We start from the raw sequence: 24,397 nt of genomic DNA, 5'->3' as shown, positions 1-24,397 counted from the left end.
GGGCTGGGGTTCGAATTCGGTGAGGTGGTCGCCGGCCGAAATCGGTTGAACGTGGCCTGACGGGCTGGCAGGGTGGCCCCTTGTGCCGGGCAGCTCCCCCGCCTTCCGGTGGTTTCTCGGTGGGCAGACGATTTCGCTGACCGGCAGTGCGATGGCGCCGGTCGCGCTGGCTTTCGGGGTTCTCCAGTTGACCGACAGCGGCCGCTGGCTGGCCGTGGTCACCACGTCGGCGCTGGTGCCGATGGTCGCGACGCTGCTGCTCGGCGGGGGCGTCGCCGACCGTTACCGGCGCGACCTGGTGCTGTGCCTGGCCAGTCTGGGGGCCGGGGTCACGCAGTCCGGGGTCGCTTTTCTCCTGCTGACCCGGGGGAATCCGGTGCTTCTGGTGCCGCTCTCGGTGTTCAACGGCGTTTTCAGGGGCTCACGATTCCGGTGCTGCGCGGCATCGTCCCCAATGTGGCGGCCGGGCCCGGGTTGCAGCGGGCGAGTTCGCTGCTGGTGTCGGCCGGCAACCTCACCCGGATTGTCGGCCCGCTGGTGGCCGGGTTGCTGACCGCGTCGGTCGGGGGCGGCTGGGCGATCGCCGTCGACGCCGTTTCGTTTCTGGTGGCGGCGGCGTTCTTCGCGCGAATGTCGCTGCCCCCGCGGGTGGTCGGCGGCTCGTCGAAATTCAGTGAGCTGCGCCAGGGGTGGAGCTATTTCAGCTCCCATCCGTGGATCTGGGTGGTGACGCTGGCGTTCGCCGTTTTCAACACGGTCAACCGGGGGGTCTGGCAGATTCTGGGCCCGGTCATCGCGAAGGCCACGATCGGCGTCGAGAGCTGGGCGCTGGTGCTCAGCGTCCGCGGGGTCGGCGGGCTGCTGGCGAGCGTGGTGATGGTGAGGTTGACGCTGCGGCGGCCGATGGTGGTGGCGCTGGCCGCGATGTCGCTGGCCGCCGTTCCGCTGGTGCTGCTCGGCGCCGGGGCGAACACCTTCTGGCTGGCCGCGACGGCCTTCGTGGCCGGGGCGGCGACCGAACTGTTCACCGTCGTGTGGATGACGGTGAACAGCACACACATCCCGGAGCGGCTGCTGTCGCGGGTCGGTGCCCACGACGAGTTCTGGTCGACCGCGCCGATCCCGCTCGGGCAGCTGGCGACCCCGTTTCTGGCCGCGGCGTTCGGGACCGCCGCGATCGCGGTCACCGGCGGCGGGGTGGCCGCGGTCGCGATGCTCGTGCCGATTCTGGTGCCGGCGCTCCGGCGAATCGAGATCAGTCGGCCGGGGCGGTGAGGCGGTCGCCCAGGGCGGTGCGTTCGTAGCGGACGGAGCGGCCCACCCGGCCCCGGCGGACCAGGCCGGCACGGCGGAGAACGGTGAGGTGGTCGCCGACGGTGCCGAGCGGGAGGTCGAGGCCGTAGCCGAGTTGGGTGGTGGTGGCGGGGTCGGCCAGGGCCAGCAGCAGCCGGGCCCGGGAGCGGCCGAGCAGGGCGGCCAGCGCATCGGGCACCGGCGACTCGGCGGGCTCGTAGCAGGTGGCAGCGCCGCGGGCCGGGTAGATGACGGTCTTGGGGCGGCCGGGGTCCAGGTGAGCGGCCGCGTCGGGCCAGATGAACACCGACGGGATGAAGAGGACGCCCGCGCCGTCGAGGCTGATCCGGCGGGTCGAGACGGAGGGAAGTTCGATGCCCCCGTCGCGCCAGCGGACCACGGGGGCCAGGCCGGCCAGGGCGGCCGACCAGCCGGCCCGGCTGAGTTGGGTGGTGCGGTGGACGACGTCGCGTTCGCAGACGGTGCGGACCCGGGGCCAGTCGTCGGCGAGCAGTTCGGTCCAGGCGGCTTCCATGGCGTCGGCCAGGTGGGTCAGGGCGTGCGGGTCGGTGAGGACCTTTCTGGCCGGGTCGTCCCGGCGCCGCTGGAGGTAGTAGTCGATCTCCTGGCGGGCCTCGGCGGGCGGGGTGGCGCGGATCCGGGCCAGGTCGTCGGCGAAGGTCTGGCCGGCGTGGTCGGGCGGCGGGGCGATGAAGGTCGCGCCCGACCCGGGCAGCTTGAGGGCCAGGATCGCGTCGAGGGCGGTTTCCCGGCGCAGCCGCTCGAAGCGGGGCCGGAGCCGGTCGGTGAGGGCGGACGACCAACCGGTCGGGACACCGCTCGACAGGCGGCGGAGCAGGGAGGTGAGCTCGAAGGCCGGGGACAGCGCGAACCGGCTGTGCAGCAGGTCCTCGGCCCCGGCGTCCAGGCGCAACATGGTTCGAGGTTACGGCCTGAACCGAAACTCTGGCTCTCCTCCCGGCGGCTCGGGCACGGTCTGGCGCATGACCTACCGCCAGGTGCTCGCGACGCCCGCTTTCGCCGGGCTGTTCGTCGCCCGGACGGCGGCGATCGTGGCCAATTCGCTGCAGATTTTCGCGCTGTCCGTACTGGTCTACTCGAGTACGGGCTCGCCGCTGCTGAGCGCGCTGGCGTTCGGGGCCGGGTTCCTGCCGCAGGTGTTCGGCGGGGTTCTGCTGGGATCCCTCGCCGACCGGAGGGGACCACGCGAGCTGATCGTGGCCGGCTATCTGCTCGAGACAGCCCTGTCTGTGCTGCTCGGGGCGGCGCGGATCCCGGTGCTGCCGGCGCTCCTGCTGGTCGGGCTGGTCGCGTGTTTCCTGCCGGTCGCCTACGGGGCCGGCGGCAAGGCGCTCGCTTCGCTGCTCGACGGGGATGCGTACGTGCTCGGGCGTTCGCTGTTCACGATCGCCGCCTCGGCCGCCCAGCTGGCCGGGTTGGCCGCCGGCGGCGTCCTGCTCGGTCTGCTGGGAGCACAAAGAAGTCTCCTGGCCGCGGCCGGATGCAGCTTCGCGGCCGTGCTGGTGACCGTCTTCAAGGTGCCACGGCTGCCGGCCGGGCGAGGCCGCGGATCGGGGCTGACGGGCAGCATCGAGTTGTTCGGCGACCGGACGGTCCGGCGGCTGTTCCTGCTGCAATGGCTGCCGCCGGCCATGTGCGCCGGGGCGGAGTCGCTGCTCGTGGCCTATGCGGGGAGCCGGGGGTACGCGACCGGAACGGTCAGTGCGCTGATGGCCGCGGTGCCGGTCGGGATGGTCGCCGGCAACTACGCGCTGGGGCGGAGAGCGCCGGGCCGGCGGCTGCGCTGGGTGCCGTGGTTGCTGGTGGTGCTGGGATTGCCGCTGATCGCCCTGCAGCTGCGCCTGCCGCTCGCGGTCGCCGTGGCGTTGCTGGTCGTGGCGGGCGTGGGGACGGCCTATTCGGTCGGGCTGCAGCGGCCGTTCCTGGATGCGGTGCCGGAGGGGCGGGCCGGGCAGGCGTTCGCGTTGCTGTCGGCCGGGCTGATGACGGCCCAGGGGCTGGCCCCGGCGGCGCTCGGCGCGCTGGCCGAGGTGACTTCGCCCGGGCTCGGCATCGCGGTCTCCGGGCTGGCGGTGCTGCTGATGATTCCGGCGGCGGCGCAGAACCGGGTGCGGGCGCCGGCGGCGAACGCCGTACGGGATTAACCGGCCAATATGGCAGCCGGCGTGCTGCAATCGGGGTTATGGGCGACGACGCGCAGGTGCGAGCGGCGTTGCAGGCCTGGCGGGATTGCCTCGTCGACCTCACCTGCACCAGCCGTCTCCTGCATTTGCAGCCGGCGCGGGCGAGTGCGGTGGAAATCGCCGACCCGCCGGCCGCCGAGCTGGTCGAGCGGCTCAAAAACGGCGAGAGCTGGCCGGTCGAGGACAGCCCGGCGTTGCGGCAACTGGTCAAGAAGGCGAGGCAGGAATATCTCGATCGGGGCGTGCGGATTCTGCATCTCGCGGCGGGATTGCTGCATTGGCACGACGAGGAGAAAGCGGAGCACGTCAGCCCGCTGGTGCTGATTCCGGTGGCGGTGGAAAACGGGCTGGTCACGCCGATCGACGAGGCGGTGGTCAATCCGGCGCTCGCGCTGCGGCTGCGGGAACTCCATGAGCCTGTGCCCGATTTGTCAACCAGAGACCGGGTCGAACCGGTGTCCGTGCTGTCGTGCTTCACCTTCCATAAGGAGGCGGCCTATCGCGACCTCCTCGACCACGAGCACGAAATCCTCCGGCACCCGGTTATCAGAGCCCTCGCCCGAACCGGGCCGGACCGGACATTCGATTTCACGCCGATCGCCCCGGCCGACATCGACGACCTGGCGCCCCCCGAGACCACACCATTGGTATTGGACGCCGACGCCACCCAGCGCGCCTGTATCGCGGCCGCGACGAACGGCCACAGTTTCGTGATGGACGGCCCGCCCGGCACCGGCAAATCGCAGACCATCGCCAACATGATCGCCTGCCTGCTGCACGCCGGGAAGAAGGTCCTCTTCGTCTCGGAGAAGGCGGCCGCCCTCGACGTCGTCCGCAACCGGCTGGCCGACGCCGGCCTCGACCCCTACCTGCTCGAACTCCACAGCCATCAGGCCGGCCGCAAGGAGGTCGCGACGGCCCTCGCGGCCGCCTGCGACCGCATTGCGAGCCCGCCGGAAATCGGGAAATCCGACGATCGCCTGCGCCAGCGGCGCCAACAGCTTTCCGCGTACGCCGCGGCAGTCAACGAAATCCGCCAGCCCCTGGGTGAACGGCTGCACGACGTGCTCGGCCAAACCACGGATATCCCGATTCCGGTCGCCGATCCGGGCCGCCTGACCGCCGCCCAGTTGGAGAGAGCGGCCGGCGCCGCCGAGCGCCTGAAAGAGACCTGGCGGGTGACGAAACCCGACTTCGCGTGGCGCGGAGTGAAGAGCGGGAAGATCCACGAATCGCTGGCCGGCGCTCAACACGCCCTGAGTCTCCTGTCCGTCGCGATCCGCCGGAACGCCGCCCTGGCCACCGCCTTCGGGGCAGACGGGACGGATAAAGCCACCACCCTGGCCGCGTTGACCGCGCACGCCGCCCGCCGCCCGCCCGGCGTCCGCGACGACTGGCTCACCGCCCCGAGCCTGCAACCGGCCCAGGAAGCGGCCCAGGAGCTGACCCGCGCCCGAGCCGCCTTCGAGAGAGCCCGCGACTCCGTCCGCACCCGGACGGGAGTCGCCTGGACCGACCTGCCGGAAACCGGTGACCTGCCGGCCGTCGACGAGACTCTCACCGCCGACGCCGCCGACAATCTGGCCCGCCGCTGCGCCGAGGACGCCGACCGCTGGGAGCGCCACAAGGCCGACTTCGACCGCATCACCGCGGCCATCGGCATCCCGCCGGTGGAAACCTTCGCCGACCTCGACCGCATCGCCCGGCTGGCCGCGCTCGGCGGAACGAAGAACCGCCCGGAACATTTCTGGTTCGCCGACGGCGTGCTCGCCGGCGTCCAGAGCGGAACCGTCGCCCTCAGACGCTGCCTCGAAGCCTTGGTAGCGGTCGAGATGCGGGCCCGTCCCTACTTCGCCGAAGCCATCCTGAACCAGCCGCTGGAGCAACTCGCGGCCCGTTTCGCCCAGCACCACAAAGGCCTGAGCAAATGGAGTAGCGCCTACCGCCGCGACCGGAAGGCCGTCACCGCCTTCGTCCTCCCGGCCGCCGACCCCAAGGAGGCCGTTGCCCGCCTGGGCGTCGCGGTGGCCTGGCAACGGGCCCGCCGCGACCTGGCCGCCGCCGAACAGGCCTACGCCATGGTGCTGGGCCACTTCTGGCACGGCGTGGCGACCGACTTCCGCGCCCTCGACGAGGCCGCCCGGACCGCCGCCGAGGCCCTGCGCCTCTCGCCGCCCTCGATCCGTGCCGCGGTCGCCCGGTACGTCTGCGCCGCCGACCCCGACCCCGAGCTGCAGCGACTGGCCGCCAAGGCGCGCGAGGAGCTCCAAGCCACGAGACCACCGGCCGACGGCATCGAGGAGTCGATCTCGCGCCTCCGGGCCCAGGTCGAGCCGCTCCGCGAGGCCGCCCGGGTCATCCGGGCCTTCGGCGCCGCCGTCGACCGCGATCTGGACCTGGCCGAGGTGGACCGACTGGCCCATCTGCGGCGGCGGGTGGCCGAGGCCCGCGACACGCTGGCCGACGACATCGCCCGGCTGACCCCTCTAGTCGGGAAGGCCGAGTCGCTCGACGACGCCCTGGCCTGGGCGGACGCGGCGCGCACACTCAACGGCGGGCCGCTGACCGCCGAGCAGGCGGCCGCCCTCGCCGCCGCGCGGCCCGACGAGGCGCTGCCCCGGGCCGCCACGGCGTGGGCGCAGGCCCGGGAGCGGCTGCGGGAGGCGTTCGGCCCGGAGCGGAACGCGGACTGGGACGACTACGACCGGGCGGGCCGGGCGCTGCGCGACCTGCGAGCCGATCCGACCGGCCCGGAGGACTGGTTCGCCCACCTCGCGGCCCGCGCCGAACTCGAGGAACTGGGCCTGGAGGTGGAGCCGGACCTCGATCCGGCCGCCATCCCGGGAGCGCTGCGGAAGGCCTGGGCCGACGCGGTGATCCGCTCCGATGCCCGCCTGCGCCCGCTGCACGCGGCCGACCGCGACCAGTTGGTGGCCGAGTTCCGCCGCCTCGACAGCCGCCGGGTGGCGACGGCTCCGGCCGAGATCATTCAACGGCTCGACGCCGGCCTCACGGCCGATCCGGGCGAGACCTCGCTGCTCCGGCGCGAGGCCATGAAGACGGCCGGCCACCTGGGCGTACGCGAACTGATCGCGCGAACCCGGGCCACGGTCCTCGCCCTCAAACCGTGCTTCCTGGTCTCGCCGCTCTCGGTCAGCCAGTACCTGCCGTCCGATCTCCGCTTCGACGTCGCCATCATCGACGAGGCCTCGCAGGTGACCCCGGCCGACGCGATCGCCGCGATCTACCGGTCCGGCGCGCTGATCGTGGCCGGCGACGACCGGCAGCTGCCGCCGACCTCGTTCTTCGACCACGCCCTGGCCGTCGAGGACGAGCCGGCCGAGACCGACGTGACCGACTTCCCGTCCATCCTCCAGCTGGCCAAGGCGTGCGGGTCGTTCCGGGGGCTGCCGCTGACCTGGCACTACCGCAGCCGGCACGAGTCGCTGATCGGCTACTCGAACCGCGAGTTCTACCACGGCCGCCTGACCACGTTCCCGAGCGCGACCGGCACCGAGGGCATCGAGGTCTTCGCGGTCAAGGGCGTCTACCGGCGCAGCAACGGCCGCGACAACCCGGTCGAGGCGCAACGGGTCGCCGAGCGGGTCGCCCACCACTTCGCGACCCGGCCCGACCAGTCGCTGGGCGTGGTGACGTTCTCGATCGCCCAGGCCGAGGCGATCGAGCGGGCGGTCGACCTCGCGGGCCTCGGCGACCTGCACGGCGACGACCGGCTCCGCGGGTTCTTCGTCAAGAGCCTGGAGTCGGTGCAGGGCGACGAGCGTGACGTCATGATCTTCTCGATCGGCTACGGCTTCGACGACGCCGGAAAGATCAGCGCCAACTTCGGGCCGCTCAACCGGCCGAACGGCTGGCGCCGCCTGAACGTGGCGATCACCCGGGCCCGCTCCCGGATCGAGATCGTCACCTCGATCCGGGCCCGCGACATCCCGGACAGCGACAACGAGGGCGTCCGCATGCTGGCCGGCTACCTGGACTACGCCGAGCGGGGCGCCCCGGTGACCCACCCGGTGCGGCCGGCCGCCGAGCGGCCGTTCGAGGAGTCGGTACGCGAGGCCCTGGAGTCGTGGGGTTTCCCGGTGCGGCTCGGCACCGGGGTCGACCTGGCGGTGCCGCACCCGGGCGGCGGCTACGCGATCGGCATCCAGTGCGACGGGGCCGGCTACCGGGCCTACCCGGCCGCCCGCGACCGCGACCGCCTCCGCGACCAGGTGCTGCGCGGCCTCGGCTGGCACCTGCACCGGGTCTGGTCGACCGCCTGGCACACCGAGCGGGCGGCCGAGCAGGAGCGGCTCCGCAGAGCCGTCGAGCAGGCGGTCGCCCTGCCGGTCCCGGCCCGCGACCCGCTCCCGGCGGTCGCCGCGAGATAGGTTTCGGGACATGACTGCCCTCGGCGACTTTCTGCGGTCGCGGCGCGAGCGGATGTCGCCGGTCGAGGCCGGGCTTCACGCCGGGCGCCGGCGCCGCGTTCCCGGGCTGCGCCGGGAAGAGGTCGCGGGCCTGGCCGGGCTGAGCACCGACTACTACGCGCGGATCGAGCAGGGCCGGCATACCGAACCCTCCCCCGGCGTGATCGACTCGCTGGCCCGGGTGCTGCGCCTCGACGAGGCCGAACGCGTCTATCTGCGCGGACTCGCCGGTTCGGCCCCGCCACCGACGCCGGGCCGCACCGTCCGGGCGGAGACGCGGCGGGTGATGGCGGCGCTCGGCGCGACGCCGGCCTTCCTGCTCGGGCCGGCCTTCGACATCCTCGCCCTCAACCGCGCCGGCCGCCTGCTCTACGGGATGCCCGAGGACCCGCCCAACGCGCTCCGCTGGATGCTCACCGACCGGGCCAAGGCGCTGTTCGGCGACGAGTGGGCCCTGCTCGTGTCCGAGCACATCGGCATCTTCCGGCGGCGCGAGGGCGACCAGCCCCGCGACCCGGCGTCGGCCCGCCTGGTGGCCGAACTGTGTGCGACGAGCGACTTCTTCCGTTCGGCCTGGGCCGACCGGTCCGTGGTGGCCGGGAGCCGCCCGGTCAAGCGGTTCCGGCACCCGGTCGCGGGCGCGCTCGACATGGCGGTGGAGACCCTCGAGATCGCGAGCGCCCCGGGCCAGCGCCTGGTCGTGATGACCCCGGCCGGCGGCCCGATGCCCCTCCTCGAATCAGCCGGGCGGCGCATGTGACGCCGGTCCTGGACCTGGCTGGGCGACGATAACCGCGGCCGGCGGGCCTAGCGTCGGCGCATGTCCCATCTTCCGGTGATCAATCCCGCTACCGGCACCGCCTTCGCCGAAGTGCCCGACCTGTCCGTCGAGCAGGTCGATCAGGCCGTCACCGCGGCGCGGCGGGCGTTCGGCGAATGGCGCCTCGACGAGGCCCGCCGCCGCGAGGCCCTGCGGCGGGCCGCCGGCGTCATCGAGGCGGCGGCCGGCGAGCTGGCGCCGCTGCTCACCTCCGAGCAGGGCAAGCCGCTCGCCGAATCGCACCGCGAGCTGGCCGGCACGGCCGGATGGCTGCGCTACTACGCCGACCTGGAACTTCCGGCTCAGGAGCTGCCGAGCCACCTGCCCGGCCGGGCCACGCTGGAGCGCCGGCCGCTCGGCGTGATCGCGGCGATCGCCCCCAACAACTTCCCGGTCCTGATCGCGATGGCCAAGGTCGCGTCGGCGCTGCGGGTCGGTAACACGGTGGTGCTCAAGCCGTCGCCGTACACGCCCCTGGCCACCGCGCGGGTCGGCGAGCTGCTGGCCGGGGTGCTGCCGCCCGGCGTCCTGACCGTGGTGACCGGCGGCGACCAGGTCGGACGCCGGCTGACCGGGCACGAGCTGGTGCGGGGCATCAGCTTCACCGGGTCGACCGAGGTCGGGCGGGCGATCGCCCGGGCGGTGGCCGGCGACCTCAAGCGGCTGACCCTCGAGCTGGGCGGCAACGACCCGCTGGTCGTGCTCGACGACGTCGACCCGGCCGACGTGGCCGAGGAGATCTTCTGGCGGGCGTTCAACAACAACGGGCAGGCCTGCGTCGCCCCGAAACGGATCTTCGTGCCGGAGGAGCGGCGGCCGGCGTTCGTCGCCGCCTTCGCCGAACTCGCCACCGCGGCCCGGGTCGGTCGGGGAGACTCTCCGGACGTTCAGCTCGGCCCGTTGAACAACGCCGCCCAGCGCGACCGGGTCGCCGAGCTGGTCGACGAGGCCCGCGCCCACGGCGCCACGGTGGTCACCGGAGGCACCCGGCCGGGCAACGACGGCTACTTCTACCCGCCGACGATCGTCACCGACGTCGACCCGGGCGAGCGGCTGGTCGTCGAGGAGCAGTTCGGGCCGGTCCTGCCGGTGGTCGGCTACCGCTCGGTCGACGACGCCGTGACGTGGGCCAACGCGGGCATGCGGGGTCTCGGCAGTTCGGTCTGGGGCGCGGACGAGAAGCGCGCGGTCGCGGTCGCCGACCGCCTCGACGCCGGGGTGAGCTGGATCAACACGCACACCGCGCTGTCACCGACGTTCCCGATCGGCGGCATGAAGTGGAGCGGTCTCGGCAGCGAGGGCGGCGCCACCGGCCTCGACGGCTACAGCGCTTTCCAGACCCGCTACGTGGCTTAGGACCGGTCGGGTAGGTTTCGTCAATGGCTTCTCGGATCAGTGAACTCGTGCTCGGGTGCCGCGACCCGGAGGTGCTGGCCCGCTTCTGGTGCGAGGTCCTCGACTTCGTGGTGCTCGATCGCGAAGAGGACGGCAGCCTCGAGATCGGCCCGCGCGCGGGGTTCGGCGGTGCGCAGCCGACGATCATCCTCAGCCGCCGGGACAAGCCGGAGCCGGGGAAGCCGCGCCTGCACATCGACGTCAACCCGACCGACCGCGATCAGGGCGCCGAGCTCGAACGCCTCCTGGGGCTCGGGGCGGGCCGGCCCGACATCGGGCAGTCCGGCGACGAGCCCTGGCACGTCCTGTCCGACCCCGAGGGCAACGAGTTCTGCCTGCTCAAGCGCCGCCTCGACCCACTGTAGAACAGCCGGCCCTATGCGGCCAGGGCCGGGACGTCGTGGCAGAGGGCGTCGAGGCGGGCCGCCAGGTCGGGGGCGGACGGGTCGAGGGTGCTGAGGCTGGTGGCCGGCAGCGGCGGCACCGAGACGTGGGAGATCAGGGGGTGGATCGGGCGCCGGTCCACCTCGCCCGCGCCGAACAGTTCCTCGGCCAGTTTCTCGCCCGGCCGCAGCCCGATGTACCGGATCTCCACCGGCGACGGCGCCAGAGCGGCCATCTGGGCGGCGACCTCGGCGATGCGTACGGGCTTGCCCATCTCGAGCACCAGCGCCTCGCCGCCCTGCCCGATGGCCGCCGCCTGGATGACCAGGTGCACGGCCTCCTGGATGGTCATGAAGTAGCGGGTCACCTCGGGGTCGGTCACGGTGATCGGCCCGCCGGCGGCGATCTGGGCGCTGAACGTCGTGAACACGGAGCCGCGGCTTCCGAGGACGTTCCCGAACCGTACGCTCAGAAACGTGCCCGCCCGGCGGCGGGCCGCGTCGGCCGTCAGCCGCTCGGTGATCCGTTTTGACGCGCCGAGCACGCTGACCGGATTGGCCGCTTTATCGGTGGAGATGTTGACGAAGCGTTCAACCGAGGCCGCCGCGTCGAGGACGTTGAGCGTGCCCCGGATGTTGGTCAGCACCGCCTCGCCCGGGAAGCGCTGCAGCAGGGCCAGGTGCTTGAGCGCGGCGGCGTGGAAGACCACCTCGGGCCGCCGCTCGTCGAAGATCGCCTTGATCCGGGCGGCGTCGCGCAGGTCGGCCAGGATCACCGCCGGGTCGTCGAGGCGGGCCGCCGGGTCGATCGAGAGCTGCACCGCGAGCAGCGACGACTCGTCGCGGTCGAGCATCATCAGTTCGGCCGGGGCGAACCGGTGGATCTGCCGGCACAGCTCGGAGCCGATCGAGCCGCCGGCCCCGGTGACCAGCACCCGCTTGCCGGTGAGGTAGCCGGCGATGGCGCCGAGGTCGGTGTCGATCTGGTGCCGGCCGAGCAGGTCGGTGATCTGCACGTCGCGGATGTCGCGCACGCCGACCGGGTGGTCCATCAGCTCCGGTACGGACGGGACGACCTTGAACTCGGCGCCCGCCGCCACCGCGAGGTCCCGGATGTCGCGGACGAGGTCGGCCTCGGCGTTCGCCACCGCGAGGATCACTGTGCCGGCGCCGGTGCGGGACAGCACCGATGCCAGGTCGTCGCGCCGCCCGAGCACCGGCACGCCGTGCACGTGCAGGTTGCGTTTGGCCGGGTCGTCGTCGAGCAGCGCGACCGGCAGGTAGTGCCCGGCCGGGTCGTGCAGCATCGACCGGACCAGCACGGTCGCCGCCCGCCCGGCCCCGAAGAGCAGCACCGGCGCGGCGCTCCGTTCGTCCGGCCGCTGACGGTTCGCCACCCGCAGCCGCCACACGTAGCGCACCCCGAGCATCAGCACCAGCGCGACCGCGGCCCCGAGCACCGGCTCGTCCAGGGGCACGGGCCGGTGGGCCGGCAGCGCGTCGAGCACGATCAGCAGCGCCCCGGTGGTGACGACGGTGCTGGTGACCGCCCGGACCTCCTCGAAGCTGCCGACCGGATGCCGGCCGCGGTAGAGGTGGTGCGCGTGTCCGACCCCGGCGTGCAGAACGATCGCGAAGGCGGCCGTGACGAAAGAAAAATGGCGGGCCGCGAGTAATCCGGCGATCCACGCCACGGCGTCGGCGAAAAAGGGAAGGACGGTGAGAAACATCAGCAACTCCCGACCCAAGAGGCACTAATTGTGGCAGGTGGATTTTATCAGTCGGGCCGATAGCGAACCGAATTTCCTGATTCCGGTATCGCCGGTTCGACCTGGGCTTATGTTGACCGTAGCCACGGCACCGGGAGGTCTGGCGTGGGCCTACGCGATTACATCCGTGTCGCCAGGAGGCACTGGTGGATAGTGGCGGCCTCCATTGTCCTCGCGCTGGCCGTTGCATTGGTGGTGACTTTCCGGATGCCCAAGATCTACGCTGCCGACGTCACCTTTTTCTTCACCACGCCGAATGCGCAGGCGGCCGATCTTTATCCGGCCTCGATGTTCTCGCAGGCCCGGCTGAAATCGTATGCGGCGCTGCTCACCAGCGACCGGATCATCGTGCCGCTGGCCGCCACGCCGGGGCTCGGCATCCCCCGCGACGACCTGGTCCAGCAGATCACCTCGGAGACGGTGGCCGACACGGTCATGCTCGTGGTCAGCGTGCAGGACCAGTCGCGCGCCCGGGCCCTGCACGCGGTCACGGCGCTGACCCCGCTGTTCGAGAAGGTCGTGGGCACGCTCGAGAACACCGGCGACGCGACGAAGCCGACCGTACGGGTCGAGGTCGTCGCCGGACCGGAGCTGGTGCCCGACCCGGTGTCCCCGAAGATCATGAACAATCTCTCGCTGGCCGGCCTGGCCGGCCTGATGGTCGGGGCCGGCCTGGCCGTAGCCCGCGAGGTCTCCGATTCGAGCCTGCGCACCGCCGAGGCGCTCCAGACCCTGATCGGCGCGCCCGTGCTGGCCCGGGTGCCGATCGACACCAGCGCTCCCAGCCGCTCGGGCCCGTTCGTCTCCGACGCCCAGTCGGTCCGGGCCGAGGCGCTGCGAAGACTGCGCACCAACCTCCAGTACGCCGACGCCGACCGCCCGGTCCAGGTCGTGGCCGTGACCAGTGCGGTTCCGGCCGAGGGCCGCTCGGCGACGGCGTGCAGCCTGGCCCTGCTGTTCGCCGAGTCGGGCGGCCGGGTGCTGATCGTCGACGCCGAACTGCGGCACCCCCGGCTCGCCACGTTCCTCGGGCGGGAGAACACGGCCGGCCTGAGCACCGTACTCACCGGGGCGGTCGCGCTCGACGAGGTGCTCCAGCCGTGGGGTGCCGGCCTGTGGCTGCTGTCGAGTGGGCAGACCCCGCCCAACCCGAGCGAGCTGCTCAGCTCGAGCCGGATGACCGACCTGGTCGAGGAGTTGCGCGGCCGGTTCGACATCGTGATCTTCGACTGCCCGCCGCTGCTGCCGGTGACCGACGCCGCGGTGATCGCCGCCCGCTCGGACGGCGCGCTGTTCGTGGCCCGCGCCCGGCGCACCAAGAGCGCCCAGGTGACCGGAGCGGTGCGGGCGCTGCACGCGGTCAACGCCCGGATCCTCGGCGGCGTCCTCAACATGGTGCCGGCCAAGGGTGACGAGGCGTTCCCGAGATTCCAGGCGCCGGCACCCGAGGAAGCCCCGAAGATTCCGAGCGCCCGATCCACCGAACGCTGAAGGAGGACCCGTGACGCCCACCCCGACCAGCGCCCCGGGCGGCTTGCAGACCGAGGCTGAGCGACGAGTCCCGGGCCGGATCGCCGAGGTCTTCGAGCGCAGCCCGGACGACCTGCCGACCCGGCTGGCCAGCATGGCCCGCTATGCCCGGCGGGCCCAGGTGACCCGGTTCGCCGCCCTCTACGAGCTGTTCAAGCTGGTGCTGCCGGTGAAGGGCTCGATCGTCGAGTGCGGCGTCTTCCGGGGCGCCGGCTTCATGACCTTCGCCCAGCTCAGCGCCGCCCTGGAGCCGACCAACCTGACCCGCCGGCTGTACGGCTTCGACTCGTTCGGCGGCTTCCCGGCGGTGTCGGCGGCCGACCTGCCGTCGACCACCGGGGCGGCGCCGGGCGACCTGGCCGCCGACAGCTACGACGAGCTGAACCGGCTGCTCGAGATCTACGACTCCGACCGGTTCCTCGGCCACCTGCCCAAGGCCCGGCTGATCCGGGGCGACGTCACCGAGACGATCCCGGCGTTCGTCGCCGAGAACCCCCATCTCGTGGTCAGCCTGCTCTTCCTCGACCTGGACCTCTACGAGCCGACGAAGGTCGCGCTTCAGCACCTGGTGCCGCGGATGCCGAAGGGCGCGGTGCTGGCCTTCGACGAGCTCGACAACCCGCTCTGGCCGGGCGAGACCACGGCCGCCCGGGAGGAACTGGGCCTCAACCGGCTGGAGCTGCGGCGGTTCGAGTTCGACCCCTACATCGGGTACGCGGTGATCTGACATGTCGTCGACCGAGACCGCCCGGGCGGTACGGGAGCATGTCCTCCGCATGACCAGCGGCGGCCGCAGCTCACACGTCGGTTCGGCGCTCTCGTGCGCCGACATCCTGGCCGTCCTCTACGACATCGTTCTGCGCGTCGACGAAAAGGCCCCGGACTGGGCCGAACGGGACCGCTTCATCATGAGCAAGGGTCACGCCGGCGCCGCCCTCTACGCGGTGCTGGCCCAGCGCGGCTTCTTCGGAACCGAACTGCTCGACCAGCACTACCAGAACGGGTCGTTCTTCTCCGGGCACGTCAGCCACGTCGGGGTGCCGGGCGTCGAGCTGTCGACCGGGTCGCTCGGGCACGGGCTGTCGGTCGCGGCCGGGCTGGCCTGGCGGGCCCGGCAGCGCGGCGAACAGTGGCGCACGTACGTGCTGCTCGGCGACGGCGAGTGCGACGAGGGCAGCGTCTGGGAGGCGGCGATGTTCGCGCACACCCACGACCTGCACAACATGGTCGCGGTCGTCGACTACAACAAGCTCCAGGCGATGGGCCCGACCGAGGCGACGGCCAAGCTGGAGCCGTTCGCCGACAAGTGGCGGGCCTTCGGCTGGGACACGATCGAGGTCGACGGGCACGACCACGACCAGCTCACGGCCGCGCTGGCGATCCTGTCGCCGACCAACCCGCGGTGCGTGCTCGCCCACACGGTCAAGGGCAAGGGCGTCTCGTTCATGGAGAACGACATCGCGTGGCACTACCAGCACGCCTCGGAGGACGAGCTGCGCCGGGCCCTCGAAGAAGTGGGTGCGCTGTGAGAACACGGTTCTTCGAAGACCTCACCGCGGCCGCCCGGCGCGACCCGGACCTCGTGCTGATCACGGCCGACATCGGGTTCCGGGTGGTCGAGCCGTTCATCGAGGCGTGCCCGGGACAGTTCCTCAACGTCGGGGTGGCCGAGCAGAACATGGCCGGGATCGCGGCCGGGATCGCACTCGGCGGGGCCCGGGTGTTCACCTATTCGATCGCGAACTTCCCCACGCTGCGGTGCCTGGAGCAGATCCGCAACGACATCGCGTACCACCACGCCGACGTGACGGTCGTGGCGGTCGGCGGCGGGATGGCGTACGGGGCCCTGGGGATGTCGCATCACGCGACCGAGGATCTGGCGATCATGCGGGCGGTACCGAACATCGCGGTCGCCGCGCCCGGCGACCCGGTCGAGACCGGCGCGGTCATGGCCGACCTCCTGGCCAACGGCGGGCCGGCCTATCTGCGGCTGGGCAAGGCGGGCGAGAGCCCGGTGCATCCGGCACCGCTTTCCCTCGTACGCGGTGAGTCGGTGCTCGTCCGCGACCGCGGCGGCCCGGTCGTGCTGTTCTCGACCGGCGGCATCCTCGACGTGGCCGTTCAGGCCGCCGACCTGCTCGAGGCCGCGGGACTGCCGGTCGACGTACGGTCGTTCCCCTGGCTGAACCCGCTCGACGTGTGCGCGGTGAAGGACGCCGCCCAGCGCTACGAGGCGATCGTGACCATCGAGGAGCACTCGATCGTCGGCGGCCTGGGCAGCACCATCGCCGAGACCCTGGCCGAGTGGCCGGACCGGGTTCCGCTGGTCCGCATCGGCCTGCCCAACCGGACCTTCTCGCTCGTCGGCGACCAGGACTATCTGCGCGCGGCGCACGGCCTCGATCCGCAGGCGATCAGCCGGCGCGTGCTCGACCACAGGGAGGCGAGCCGTGGACTGGCGAGTCAAGTTCGTTGACTACCCGCAGCAGTGGCGCCGCCAGCGCGACGAACTGCTGCCGGTCATCGAGGACACCATCGCGCGCGGCGACCTGATGCTGCGGCAGCAGCTGCACGACTTCGAGGACAACCTGGCCCGCTTCGTCGGCTCGGTCCGCGCGGTCGGGGTCAGCAACTGCACGGACGGGCTGCGGCTGCTCGCGCACGCACTCGACATCGGGCCGGGCGACGAGGTCGTGACGGTGGCCCACACGTTCGTGGCGACGCTCTCGCCGTTCGTGCTGCGCGGGGCCAAGCCGGTGCTGGCCGACATCGGCGGCGACCACCTGATGGACACCGAGCAGCTGGGCGAGCTGGTCACCGAACGGACCCGCGTGATCATCCCGGTGCACCTCAACGGCCGTACGGTCGACATGCACGCGGTGCAGAAGGCGGCCGACGAGGTCGGGGCGGTGGTGCTGGAAGACGCGGCCCAGGCGCTCGGCGCGGCGTTCGAACGGCGTACCGCGGGCACGTTCGGGCTGGCCAGCACGTACTCGTTCTATCCGGCCAAGATGCTCGGCGCGCTGGGCGACGCGGGCGCGGTGCTGACCGACGACGTGGCTCTGGCCGACCGGCTGCTCGCGCTGCGCGACCACGGCCGGGTCGGCAAGAGCGACCTCGACGGCTGGGGCTACAACTGCCGGCTCGACAACCTGCAGGCGGCGATCCTCGACTGGCGGCTGCGGCAGCTCCCGGAGTGGATCCAGCGCCGGCGCTCGCTCGCCGCCCGCTACGACGAGATGCTGCGCGATCTGCCCGACCTGCAGATTCCGGTCGGGCCGGACGCCGACCAGCGGCGCTTCGACGTCTACCAGAACTACCCGGTCACCGCCGACCGGCGGGACGCGCTGGCCGAGCACCTGCGCGACGACGGCATCGAGACGCTGATCTCCTGGCCGGTTCCGCTGCACCGGCAGCCCGGCCTCGGCCTCGACCACTGGCAGCTGCCGCACACCGAGCGCCTCTGCCGCCGGGTCCTCTCGCTGCCGATGAACCCCGAGCTGGAGGACTGGCAGGTCGAGTATGTGGCCGGGAGCATCCACCGGTTCTTCGGAGGATCGGGCCGATGACCGATCTCCCGCTGGTCACCGTCGTCATCCCGTGCTGGAACGAGGGCCGGTTCATCGCCGAGTTCCTGGATTCACTGTTCGCGCAGACCTATCCCGCGGATCGGCTGGAGATCCTGCTGGTCGACGGGATGAGCGAGGACGACACCCGCGACATCCTGCGGCGGTACGCGGCCGCCCACCCGGCCCTGCGGATGCTCGACAACCCGGGCCATCGCAAGCCGGACGGCCTCAACCTGGCCATCCGGCAGGCCCGGGGCGAGATCGTCGTCCGGATGGACGTGCACGCGTTCTACGAGCCCGACTATCTGCGCAAGTGCGTGCTCGCTCTGCTGGCCCATCCGGAGGCGGACAACGTCGGCGGCGTCCTGAAGTCGCTGCCGCGCGACGACACCCTGCTCGGCCGGGCGCTCGCGCTGTCGATCATGCATCCGCTGGCCGCCGGTAACGCCAAACACCGGGTCGGGGTGTCCGAGCCACAGTGGATCGACACCGTCTTCGGCGGCTGCTGGCGGCGCGAGGTGTTCGACCGCATCGGCTACTTCGACGAAAAGCTGACCCGGGCCCAGGACCGCGAGTTCAACCAGCGGCTCCGCGCCTCCGGCGGCAAGATCCTGCTGATCCCGGACATCGTCTGCACCTACTACGCGCGCAGCAGCCTGCGCGACTACGGCTCCTGGATCTTCGAGGCCGGCTACTGGCCGTTCCGGGCCAGCCGCCTGGTCGGCCGCTGGATCGGCGGGTGGCGCAACTTCGTCCCGCTCGCGTTCGTCGCCGGCTCGGCCGCCGGCCTCGCCCTCTCACCCCGGTCGGTGGTCGTCCGCCGTCTCACCGGCGCCGGCCTGCTGACGTACGCGGGTGCCGTACTCGGTGCGTCCGCCCACCTGGCCTGGCGTAGGCGGGATCCGGGCCTGCTGGTGGCGATGCCGGTCGCCTTCGTGGTCACCCACACCGTCTACGGCGCCGGTTCGGTCTGGGGCATCGCCGCGCCGCTGCCGGCGGCCGAGCCGGAGGACGCGCCCCTACAGGAGGGCGACGTCCGGTTCACCGACGGGCCGCTGACCCGCCTTCAGATCGCCACCGTGGCCCGGATGCACCGCGACGGGGTCCGCGAGGGCTTCCTGTCCACGCTCGGCGAACCGGCCCTGCGCCTGCTCTACCGGCACGTGGCGACCAGCCGCCACTGCAAGATGTTCGTGGCGCTGGCGCCCGGCGGCGAGACCATCGGCTACATCGCCGGCTGCCGGGACACCTCGGCGCTCTACCGCGAGTTCGCGCTCCGGCGCTGGCCGTCGGCCGTCCGCGTGCTGCTGCCCCGGCTGCTCAGCCCGGCCCGTCTGCGGCGCGCGGTCGAGACCCTGCGCTACCCGTCGGCCGCCCCGGCCGAGCTGCCGCGGGCCGAGGTCATCAACGTCGTCGTCCAGCCGGCCTGGCGCGGCCGGGGCGTCGCCGAGCAGCTGCTGGCCCGGCTCATGGAATGGTTCGCCGAGCAGGGCGAGACCGCGGTCAAGGCGGTCAGCGGCGACCAGCTGACCCGCGCACACCGGTTCTACGAGAAGTCGGGCGCGCGGCTGGAGGGCCACACCTCGGTGCACCGCGGCGTCGGCTCCCGGGTCTACGTCTACTCGGTGGACCGTCCATGACCGGTTACCAGGTCGTCAAGCGGGCGACCGGGCGCCGGGCCGGCACGCGGGCCGGTGCATACGACGTCGTCAAGCGGGCCATCGACGTCACCGTCGCCGCCGTCGCGCTCGCCGCCACGGCCCCGCTTACCGTGGTCGCGGCCTGGCGGATCCGGCGCGAGGATCACGGCCCGGTGTTCTACCGCGGGACCCGGGTCGGGCGGCACGGCACCACCTTCACGATGCTGAAGTTCCGCACGATGGTGGTCGACGCGGGCCGGCTCGGCGGCGACTCGACCGCGGCCGACGACCCGCGGCTGACCCGCGCCGGGCGCTGGCTGCGCCGCGGGAAGCTCGACGAACTGCCCAACCTGGTCAACGTGCTCCGCGGCGAGATGAGCCTGGTCGGCCCCCGCCCGCAGGTCGAATGGGACGTGGCCCGCTACACCGAGGGCGAGAGGCGGCTGCTCGACGTGCGGCCGGGCATCACCGACTGGGCCTCGATCGTCTTCCGCTTCGAGGGCGACATCATCGCCGGTGCCGACCCCGACCGGGCGTACGACGAGCTGATCCGGCCGCGCAAGATCGCCCTCGGGCTGGCCTACGTCGAGCACTACGGGCTCCGGGTCGACCTGCGGATCCTCTGGCTGACCGCGCTCGCCGTGCTCGGGCATCCGAGGATCGACGAGCTGCTGCAGCGGGCGCTGCGGCAGGCCAAGGTTCATGTCTGAGGCAGCCGGACGGCTGCGGTCGCTGCTGCACTCGGTACCGGCCGCGATCCGGCACGACTACCTGGCCTCGGTGGCCGTGCAGTGGTCGTCGCTCGCACTCCAGCTGGTGCTCTTCCACCTGGTCGCCGCCCGCGGCCGCGTCGACGGGTTCGCGTTCTACCAGATCGCGCGGGGCGCCGTGTCGACCGTCCAGCCGCTGGCGACGGCCGGGCTGAGCACCGGACTCCAGCGCTACCTGCCGCGCTGCGGGGCCCGGGCGGCGACACTGGCCCGGCGGGCGTTCGCGATCCAGGTCGCGATCATCGCGATGGTCGCGATCGCCGGATACGCCCTGGCCCAGCCGCTCTCCGACCTGCTCGGGCTGGACGGCCGGCCGGCGGTCGGGGCGATCACGGTGATGCTCGCCGGGAACTGCCTGTGCGCCACCTCGGTGGCCGCGTTGCGGGGTACCGGGCAGGTGGCGTTCGCCAACGCGACCTCGCTGGCCGGGCTCGCGGTGGTGCCGGTGGTCGCGTTCTTCCTCGCCTCCGGCATCGAGTCGTTCCTGGTGCTGCAGGGGTTCGGGATGCTCGGTGCGGCCGGCTGCGCGATCGCGGTCACCCGGCCATCCCCGGACGCCCCACCCGGCGACGGCGAGGCGTCACTGCGGCGGCTCGTCCGGTACGGCCTGGGGCGTACGCCCGGGGACCTGGCGCTCCCGGCGCTCTTCGCCTTTCCGACGTTCGCCGTGGCGAACGCCCTGCCCGGCGCCGGCGATGCCGGGTACGTCGGCTTCATGACCTCCGCCGTGACCCTGGTCTGCTCGGTCTTCGCGATGCTCTCGCCGGTGCTGCTCCCCCGGCTGAGCAGCATCTTCCATAACCCGGGCGGCGGCACCTCGATGCACCGCGGCCTGCTCGTACTGCCGTTCGCCGCCGGTGCGGTGGCGGCGCTGATCGGCGCGACCGTGGTCCTGCTGGCGCCGGTGCTGGTCCGCTGGTTCCTGGGCGACGAGTTCACCTCGGCCGGGCCGGTGCTGCGCCTCGGTATGTTCGCGGCGGTGCCGGTGGCGATGTTCTACGCGATCCGGCCGACGCTCGACGCGTTGCAGGACATGCCGATGACGACGTGGCTGCTGGTCGGGTCGCTGGCGGTCGAGGTGCCGCTGACGTACGCCCTCCGGCTGGTGATGCACCCTCCGTTCGCGGCCGTTCTCGCCTTCGTCCTCGCCGCGGCGACGCTCGGCGTCGCCGGCTATCTCGTGCTGGTCCGCGCGATGGCGGCCCGGTCGGTATGACCTCGATGACGGTCATTCCCGACACCCGGCGGCGGCCCGGCGTGGTCGTCGTGCTCGCCTTCCTCGTGACCCTGGCCGGGCGGTTCACCCTGGACCGGCTCGGCTTCGACCTGCCGCTGCTGCTCAACGACGTCCGGGTGCCGCTGTTCGCGATCCTGCTGATGAGCTTCGCGCTCGAACTGAACCAGTCCGGTCACCGCCCGGCCGGTACCGGCACCGGCACTCTGCTCGCGATCCTGCTGCTGATCGGCTACCAGATCGTCTCGGCCACGTGGGCGCCCGGCAACGCCGTGGTCGGCCCCGCGATGATCGACCTGACCTGCGTCGCGATCCTCGTCTTCATCTACGTCATGCTGGCCGAATGGGACCGTGACCGGGTCGTCGAGCTGACCCTCGGCTGCTTCCAGGTCACCGCCTGGCTCTACTTCCTGGTCGCGGCGGCCGGCTTCGGCCGGGGCGCGAACGGCCGCTGGGCGGTGCCGGGCGGTGGCCCCAACGTGTTCGTCCGGATCATGGTCATCGGCGCGTTCACGTCGGTCTACTTCTACTTCCGCGGACGGCGCCGGCCCATCTGGCTGCTCGGCCTGCCGGCGTTCCTGACCGGAGCGCTCGCCTCCGGCTCCCGCGGCGGCCTGGTCGCCTTGATCATTACACTGGTGCTCGCGCTCCCCTCGGCGCTGCAGAAGCTGGGGAAGCGCGGCGGCAGCCTCACCAAGCCGGTCCTGGCGACGATCGCTTTGGCCGGCGTCACCTGGGCGATCGCGGGCCGCGCGATCGGCGCCTTCGTGCAGCAGCGCTTCGTCACCGAGACCTTCCAGCAGGGCTACACCTCCGGCCGGAGTGAACTGTTCAAGTACGCCCTGCACCTGTTCCTGGAACGGCCCTTCCTGGGCACCGGGGTGAACGGCTTCAGCGTCGTCTCCAGCCTCGGCGAATACGACCGGTACGTGCACAATCTGCCACTCGCGGTCGCCTCCGAGGGCGGCATCGTCGGCCTGTTCCTCCTGATCAACGCATGGGTGACGTTGCGGCACGAGTTCGCCAAGGTGCCCCGGGCCGAGCGGTCGCTCGAGGCCCGGGCCGCCGGCTACTGCGGCGTCTTCGTCGGCGGCGCCTCGCTCTTCTCCGGCGACTACTACGACGCCCGGCTCATGTGGATCCTGCTGGTTCTCGCCACGGTCCGCCCCGCCGGTCGCGATGGGCCGCAGCCATGACGACACCGGCGAACCGCCTGAACTCCCTGACCAGCCTTCGGTTCTTCGCCGCCGCGGCGGTCGTGATATTGCACCTCAGCCTGCAATTCAGTCTGCCGAATCTCATCGGCCAGACGGCCAGCCTCGGATACGTAGCGGTCGCCTTCTTCTTCGCCCTGTCCGGCTTCGTCCTCGCCTGGACGGCCCGGCCCGGCGACACCGCCCGCCGCTTCTACGGCCGCCGATTCGCCCGGATCTGGCCCCCGCACGCCACGGTAACCGCACTCGCCATTCCCGTTATCTATCTTTCCGGAGGAACACCGGTATGGGGTGCGCTTCCGTTCGTGCTCACGTGCACACACGTCTGGATCCCCAGCCCGGCCTGGCACTACGCCTTCAACGGACCATCCTGGTCGCTCGGAGCGGAAGCCTTCTTCTACGCCCTGTTCCCGGTTCTGATCCGAGTGGCTCGATGGCAGCAGGAGCACCTGCGCCGCCTCACCGCCGTGACCATCGCGATGATGGCGGCCGCCGCGCTCGCTGTTGTTCTCCTCGTCCCCGATACCGCATGGGGATTCCTGCTCTACCTGAACCCTCTTTACCGGCTCGGCGAATTCTCGCTCGGCATACTCCTCGCCCTGACCGTCCGGCGCGGCTGGCGGGCACCGTGGCCGACCTGGGTCCCGGTGGCCGGTGGCGCCTGCGTCTACGTGGCGCTATTGAGGTTCGCTCCGCACGACAGTGAGGGAGCGATACCGAGAATCCTCGCCGACTCGGCGCTGCTGCCCTTCCTGTTCGCCATCATCGCAGCGGCGGCAACGGCCGACATCAGGGGCGAAAAAACACTATTGCGATCGCGCACCCTGGTCGCACTGGGCGACCGCTCATTCGCCCTCTATCTGATCCACGTCCCGCTGATCACGGCCTTCCAGGCCGGCGTGGCCGGACACAAACTCGATCACACCGCCGATCTGGCCCTCGCGATCGGACTGCTGGCCGCCTCCGTCGGCGCCGCACATCTTCTCCACATCGCCGTCGAACGACCCGCCGAACGACGGCTACGCGGCTTCTTCGCCCGTCGCCCGGCGCCGATCGCGCGCGATACATTTCAGGTGTGATGACCCCCACCCAGCTCCGGGCCTACTCGGCCGTGGTCCGGCTGGGCTCGGTCAAGCAGGCCGCGCACGAGCTGGCGGTCTCCGAGTCGGCGGTCTCCCTCAACATCGGCCAGCTGCGCAAGGAGCTGGGTGACCAGCTGTTCTCCCGCACCGCGGCCGGCCTCGCGTTCACCCCCGGCGGCCTGCGGCTGGCCAGCCGGGCCGCCGAGATGCTCGGCCTGCAGGACATCACGGTGCTCGAGGTCAGCGCGGCCGGGCGCGGGCGGCGGATGCTGCGGGTCGGCGCATCGAGCCTGTTCGCCGAGCACGGCGCCCCAGGCCTGATCGAGCTGTTCGCCAGCCGGGCCGACGACCTCGACGTCGAGCTGAGCGTGCGCAACCCGGCCGCGTTCGAGACCCTGCTGCTGACCCGGGCGATCGACATCGCGATCGGCCCGCTGCCCACGGTCGTGTCGGAGGACGCGGTGCTCGCGCGGCCGATGATGAACTACCGTCTGGTCCTCGTCGCGGCACCCGACCATCCGCTCGCGGGACCCCGGCCCACGCTCGTGCCCTCACCTCGCAAGCCGCTCGCGGCTCCGGCCTCCCCGCCGCTTCCGGCCTCGGCCGGCCGGCTCCGGGAGCAGACGTGGCTGCTCGGGCCGTCGGCCGCGGCCTCCTCCGAGGCGGTGCAGGCTCTGCTGCACCGGCTCGCGATCCCCGAGGACCATCAGCAGATCTTCCAGAGTCACGCCGCCGCCCTCGAGGAGGCCAAGAGAGGCAAGGGCGTCGCTCCCGCGCCGACCTTCGCGGTCGCTCCGGACGTACGCGCCGGCCGGCTCGTGCAGCTGGCCGGTCCCCAGGCGACGGTCGAGGCGGTCTGGCACGCCCTGACCCTGGCCGAGAAGGGTGCGCCGTCGGCCGCGTCCGAGCTGGCCCGGTTCGCGTCCACGCCGCGGGCGATCCAGGCGATGATGCGCGGCACCGGGGTCAACGTCGGGCACTTCAAGCCGTCCGTTCATGTAACTCTGTGGAGCTAATCGCTCGCTCTATTGACGAGAGTCCAT

Annotated in this window: 19 protein-coding genes; 17 read left to right on the top strand and 2 right to left on the bottom strand. The window is 72.0% G+C overall.

From position 1 onward, the window contains the following. Positions 1 to 72 precede the first annotated feature (72 nt). The gene (locus tag AB0M88_RS00860; RefSeq protein WP_364093449.1) at positions 73 to 1,275 is read left to right on the top strand and encodes an MFS transporter; all 1,203 of its coding nucleotides are present in this window, start codon (positions 73 to 75) and stop codon (positions 1,273 to 1,275) included. Here AB0M88_RS00860 and AB0M88_RS00855 read toward each other — a convergent pair. Next, a complete protein-coding gene (locus AB0M88_RS00855) occupies positions 1,256 to 2,230 on the bottom strand; it encodes a DUF5937 family protein (protein ID WP_364093447.1) in 975 nt (324 codons plus the stop codon). The two genes, AB0M88_RS00860 and AB0M88_RS00855, sit on opposite strands and share 20 nt — an antisense overlap. A gap of 67 nt (positions 2,231 to 2,297) precedes the next feature. Between AB0M88_RS00855 and AB0M88_RS00850 the strand changes: the two genes are divergently transcribed. Genes AB0M88_RS00850 through AB0M88_RS00830 form a run of 5 tightly spaced genes read left to right on the top strand, consistent with a single transcriptional unit; the run spans position 2,298 to position 10,528 of the window. Beyond that, positions 2,298 to 3,479 (top strand): MFS transporter, encoded by a 1,182-nt coding sequence (locus tag AB0M88_RS00850; RefSeq protein ID WP_364093444.1) that lies wholly within the window; start codon positions 2,298 to 2,300, stop codon positions 3,477 to 3,479. 38 nt (positions 3,480 to 3,517) lie between these two features. Next, entirely contained in the window at positions 3,518 to 7,909 is a 4,392-nt protein-coding gene (locus AB0M88_RS00845; protein ID WP_364093441.1) for an AAA domain-containing protein, read from the top strand. A 10-nt stretch (positions 7,910 to 7,919) separates the two neighbouring features. Further along, entirely contained in the window at positions 7,920 to 8,708 is a 789-nt protein-coding gene (locus AB0M88_RS00840; protein ID WP_364093438.1) for a helix-turn-helix transcriptional regulator, read from the top strand. Between the two features lie 60 nt (positions 8,709 to 8,768). Further along, positions 8,769 to 10,124: an aldehyde dehydrogenase family protein gene (locus AB0M88_RS00835; protein ID WP_364093435.1), complete on the top strand. Its 1,356-nt coding sequence runs from the start codon at positions 8,769 to 8,771 to the stop codon at positions 10,122 to 10,124. Between the two features lie 23 nt (positions 10,125 to 10,147). Continuing rightward, on the top strand, positions 10,148 to 10,528 hold the full coding sequence (locus AB0M88_RS00830; RefSeq protein ID WP_364093432.1) for a VOC family protein: 381 nt from the start codon (positions 10,148 to 10,150) through the stop codon (positions 10,526 to 10,528). 11 nt (positions 10,529 to 10,539) lie between these two features. Here the strand turns inward: AB0M88_RS00830 and AB0M88_RS00825 are convergent, their stop codons facing one another. Then, positions 10,540 to 12,276: a nucleoside-diphosphate sugar epimerase/dehydratase gene (locus tag AB0M88_RS00825; protein ID WP_364093429.1), complete on the bottom strand. Its 1,737-nt coding sequence runs from the start codon at positions 12,274 to 12,276 to the stop codon at positions 10,540 to 10,542. A 144-nt stretch (positions 12,277 to 12,420) separates the two neighbouring features. On the opposite strand from AB0M88_RS00825, the gene AB0M88_RS00820 reads away from it, so the two are divergent. The 11 genes from AB0M88_RS00820 to AB0M88_RS00770 are packed head-to-tail and all read left to right on the top strand — an operon-like array spanning position 12,421 to position 24,370. Continuing rightward, positions 12,421 to 13,806 (top strand): polysaccharide biosynthesis tyrosine autokinase, encoded by a 1,386-nt coding sequence (locus AB0M88_RS00820; RefSeq protein WP_364093426.1) that lies wholly within the window; start codon positions 12,421 to 12,423, stop codon positions 13,804 to 13,806. Between the two features lie 10 nt (positions 13,807 to 13,816). Then, positions 13,817 to 14,572 carry a TylF/MycF/NovP-related O-methyltransferase gene (locus AB0M88_RS00815; protein WP_364093424.1) on the top strand — a complete coding sequence of 252 codons (756 nt, stop codon included), beginning with the start codon at positions 13,817 to 13,819 and terminating at the stop codon, positions 14,570 to 14,572. 1 nt (position 14,573) lies between these two features. Beyond that, positions 14,574 to 15,374 (top strand): transketolase, encoded by an 801-nt coding sequence (locus AB0M88_RS00810; protein ID WP_364093421.1) that lies wholly within the window; start codon positions 14,574 to 14,576, stop codon positions 15,372 to 15,374. Beyond that, entirely contained in the window at positions 15,371 to 16,321 is a 951-nt protein-coding gene (locus AB0M88_RS00805) for a transketolase C-terminal domain-containing protein (RefSeq protein WP_364093418.1), read from the top strand. The genes AB0M88_RS00810 and AB0M88_RS00805 overlap by 4 nt, the downstream gene beginning before the upstream one ends. Beyond that, a complete protein-coding gene (locus AB0M88_RS00800) occupies positions 16,296 to 17,414 on the top strand; it encodes a DegT/DnrJ/EryC1/StrS family aminotransferase (RefSeq protein ID WP_364093415.1) in 1,119 nt (372 codons plus the stop codon). The genes AB0M88_RS00805 and AB0M88_RS00800 overlap by 26 nt, the downstream gene beginning before the upstream one ends. Further along, a complete protein-coding gene (locus AB0M88_RS00795) occupies positions 17,411 to 19,054 on the top strand; it encodes a GNAT family N-acetyltransferase (RefSeq protein ID WP_364093413.1) in 1,644 nt (547 codons plus the stop codon). The genes AB0M88_RS00800 and AB0M88_RS00795 overlap by 4 nt, the downstream gene beginning before the upstream one ends. Then, positions 19,051 to 19,764, top strand: coding sequence for a sugar transferase (locus tag AB0M88_RS00790; protein WP_364093410.1), 714 nt, complete (start codon positions 19,051 to 19,053; stop codon positions 19,762 to 19,764). The genes AB0M88_RS00795 and AB0M88_RS00790 overlap by 4 nt, the downstream gene beginning before the upstream one ends. Next, a complete protein-coding gene (locus AB0M88_RS00785; RefSeq protein ID WP_364093407.1) occupies positions 19,757 to 21,040 on the top strand; it encodes a hypothetical protein in 1,284 nt (427 codons plus the stop codon). Before AB0M88_RS00790 ends, AB0M88_RS00785 begins: the two co-directional genes overlap by 8 nt. A gap of 5 nt (positions 21,041 to 21,045) precedes the next feature. Next, positions 21,046 to 22,254, top strand: a complete 1,209-nt coding sequence (locus AB0M88_RS00780) for an O-antigen ligase family protein (RefSeq protein ID WP_364093404.1) — start codon at positions 21,046 to 21,048, stop codon at positions 22,252 to 22,254. Further along, the gene (locus AB0M88_RS00775) at positions 22,251 to 23,351 is read left to right on the top strand and encodes an acyltransferase (protein WP_364093401.1); all 1,101 of its coding nucleotides are present in this window, start codon (positions 22,251 to 22,253) and stop codon (positions 23,349 to 23,351) included. Before AB0M88_RS00780 ends, AB0M88_RS00775 begins: the two co-directional genes overlap by 4 nt. Beyond that, on the top strand, positions 23,351 to 24,370 hold the full coding sequence (locus AB0M88_RS00770) for a LysR family transcriptional regulator (protein WP_364093516.1): 1,020 nt from the start codon (positions 23,351 to 23,353) through the stop codon (positions 24,368 to 24,370). The genes AB0M88_RS00775 and AB0M88_RS00770 overlap by 1 nt, the downstream gene beginning before the upstream one ends. Positions 24,371 to 24,397 lie beyond the last annotated feature (27 nt).

It is taken from the genome of Actinoplanes sp. NPDC051411, assembly GCF_040682075.1.
GTDB lineage: Bacteria > Actinomycetota > Actinomycetes > Mycobacteriales > Micromonosporaceae > Actinoplanes.
The sequence above is the reverse complement of the archived record's forward strand: the minus strand, read 5'-3'. Positions and strand labels throughout refer to the sequence as shown.

Coding starts and splice junctions, on each gene's coding strand:
- AB0M88_RS00855 (WP_364093447.1), bottom strand. CDS start 2,230: ATGTTGCGCCTGGACGCCGGGGCCGAGGACCTGCTGCACAGCCGGTTC.
- AB0M88_RS00850 (WP_364093444.1), top strand. CDS start 2,298: ATGACCTACCGCCAGGTGCTCGCGACGCCCGCTTTCGCCGGGCTGTTC.
- AB0M88_RS00845 (WP_364093441.1), top strand. CDS start 3,518: ATGGGCGACGACGCGCAGGTGCGAGCGGCGTTGCAGGCCTGGCGGGAT.
- AB0M88_RS00840 (WP_364093438.1), top strand. CDS start 7,920: ATGACTGCCCTCGGCGACTTTCTGCGGTCGCGGCGCGAGCGGATGTCG.
- AB0M88_RS00835 (WP_364093435.1), top strand. CDS start 8,769: ATGTCCCATCTTCCGGTGATCAATCCCGCTACCGGCACCGCCTTCGCC.
- AB0M88_RS00830 (WP_364093432.1), top strand. CDS start 10,148: ATGGCTTCTCGGATCAGTGAACTCGTGCTCGGGTGCCGCGACCCGGAG.
- AB0M88_RS00825 (WP_364093429.1), bottom strand. CDS start 12,276: ATGTTTCTCACCGTCCTTCCCTTTTTCGCCGACGCCGTGGCGTGGATC.
- AB0M88_RS00810 (WP_364093421.1), top strand. CDS start 14,574: ATGTCGTCGACCGAGACCGCCCGGGCGGTACGGGAGCATGTCCTCCGC.
- AB0M88_RS00795 (WP_364093413.1), top strand. CDS start 17,411: ATGACCGATCTCCCGCTGGTCACCGTCGTCATCCCGTGCTGGAACGAG.
- AB0M88_RS00790 (WP_364093410.1), top strand. CDS start 19,051: ATGACCGGTTACCAGGTCGTCAAGCGGGCGACCGGGCGCCGGGCCGGC.
- AB0M88_RS00785 (WP_364093407.1), top strand. CDS start 19,757: ATGTCTGAGGCAGCCGGACGGCTGCGGTCGCTGCTGCACTCGGTACCG.
- AB0M88_RS00780 (WP_364093404.1), top strand. CDS start 21,046: ATGACGGTCATTCCCGACACCCGGCGGCGGCCCGGCGTGGTCGTCGTG.
- AB0M88_RS00775 (WP_364093401.1), top strand. CDS start 22,251: ATGACGACACCGGCGAACCGCCTGAACTCCCTGACCAGCCTTCGGTTC.
- AB0M88_RS00770 (WP_364093516.1), top strand. CDS start 23,351: ATGACCCCCACCCAGCTCCGGGCCTACTCGGCCGTGGTCCGGCTGGGC.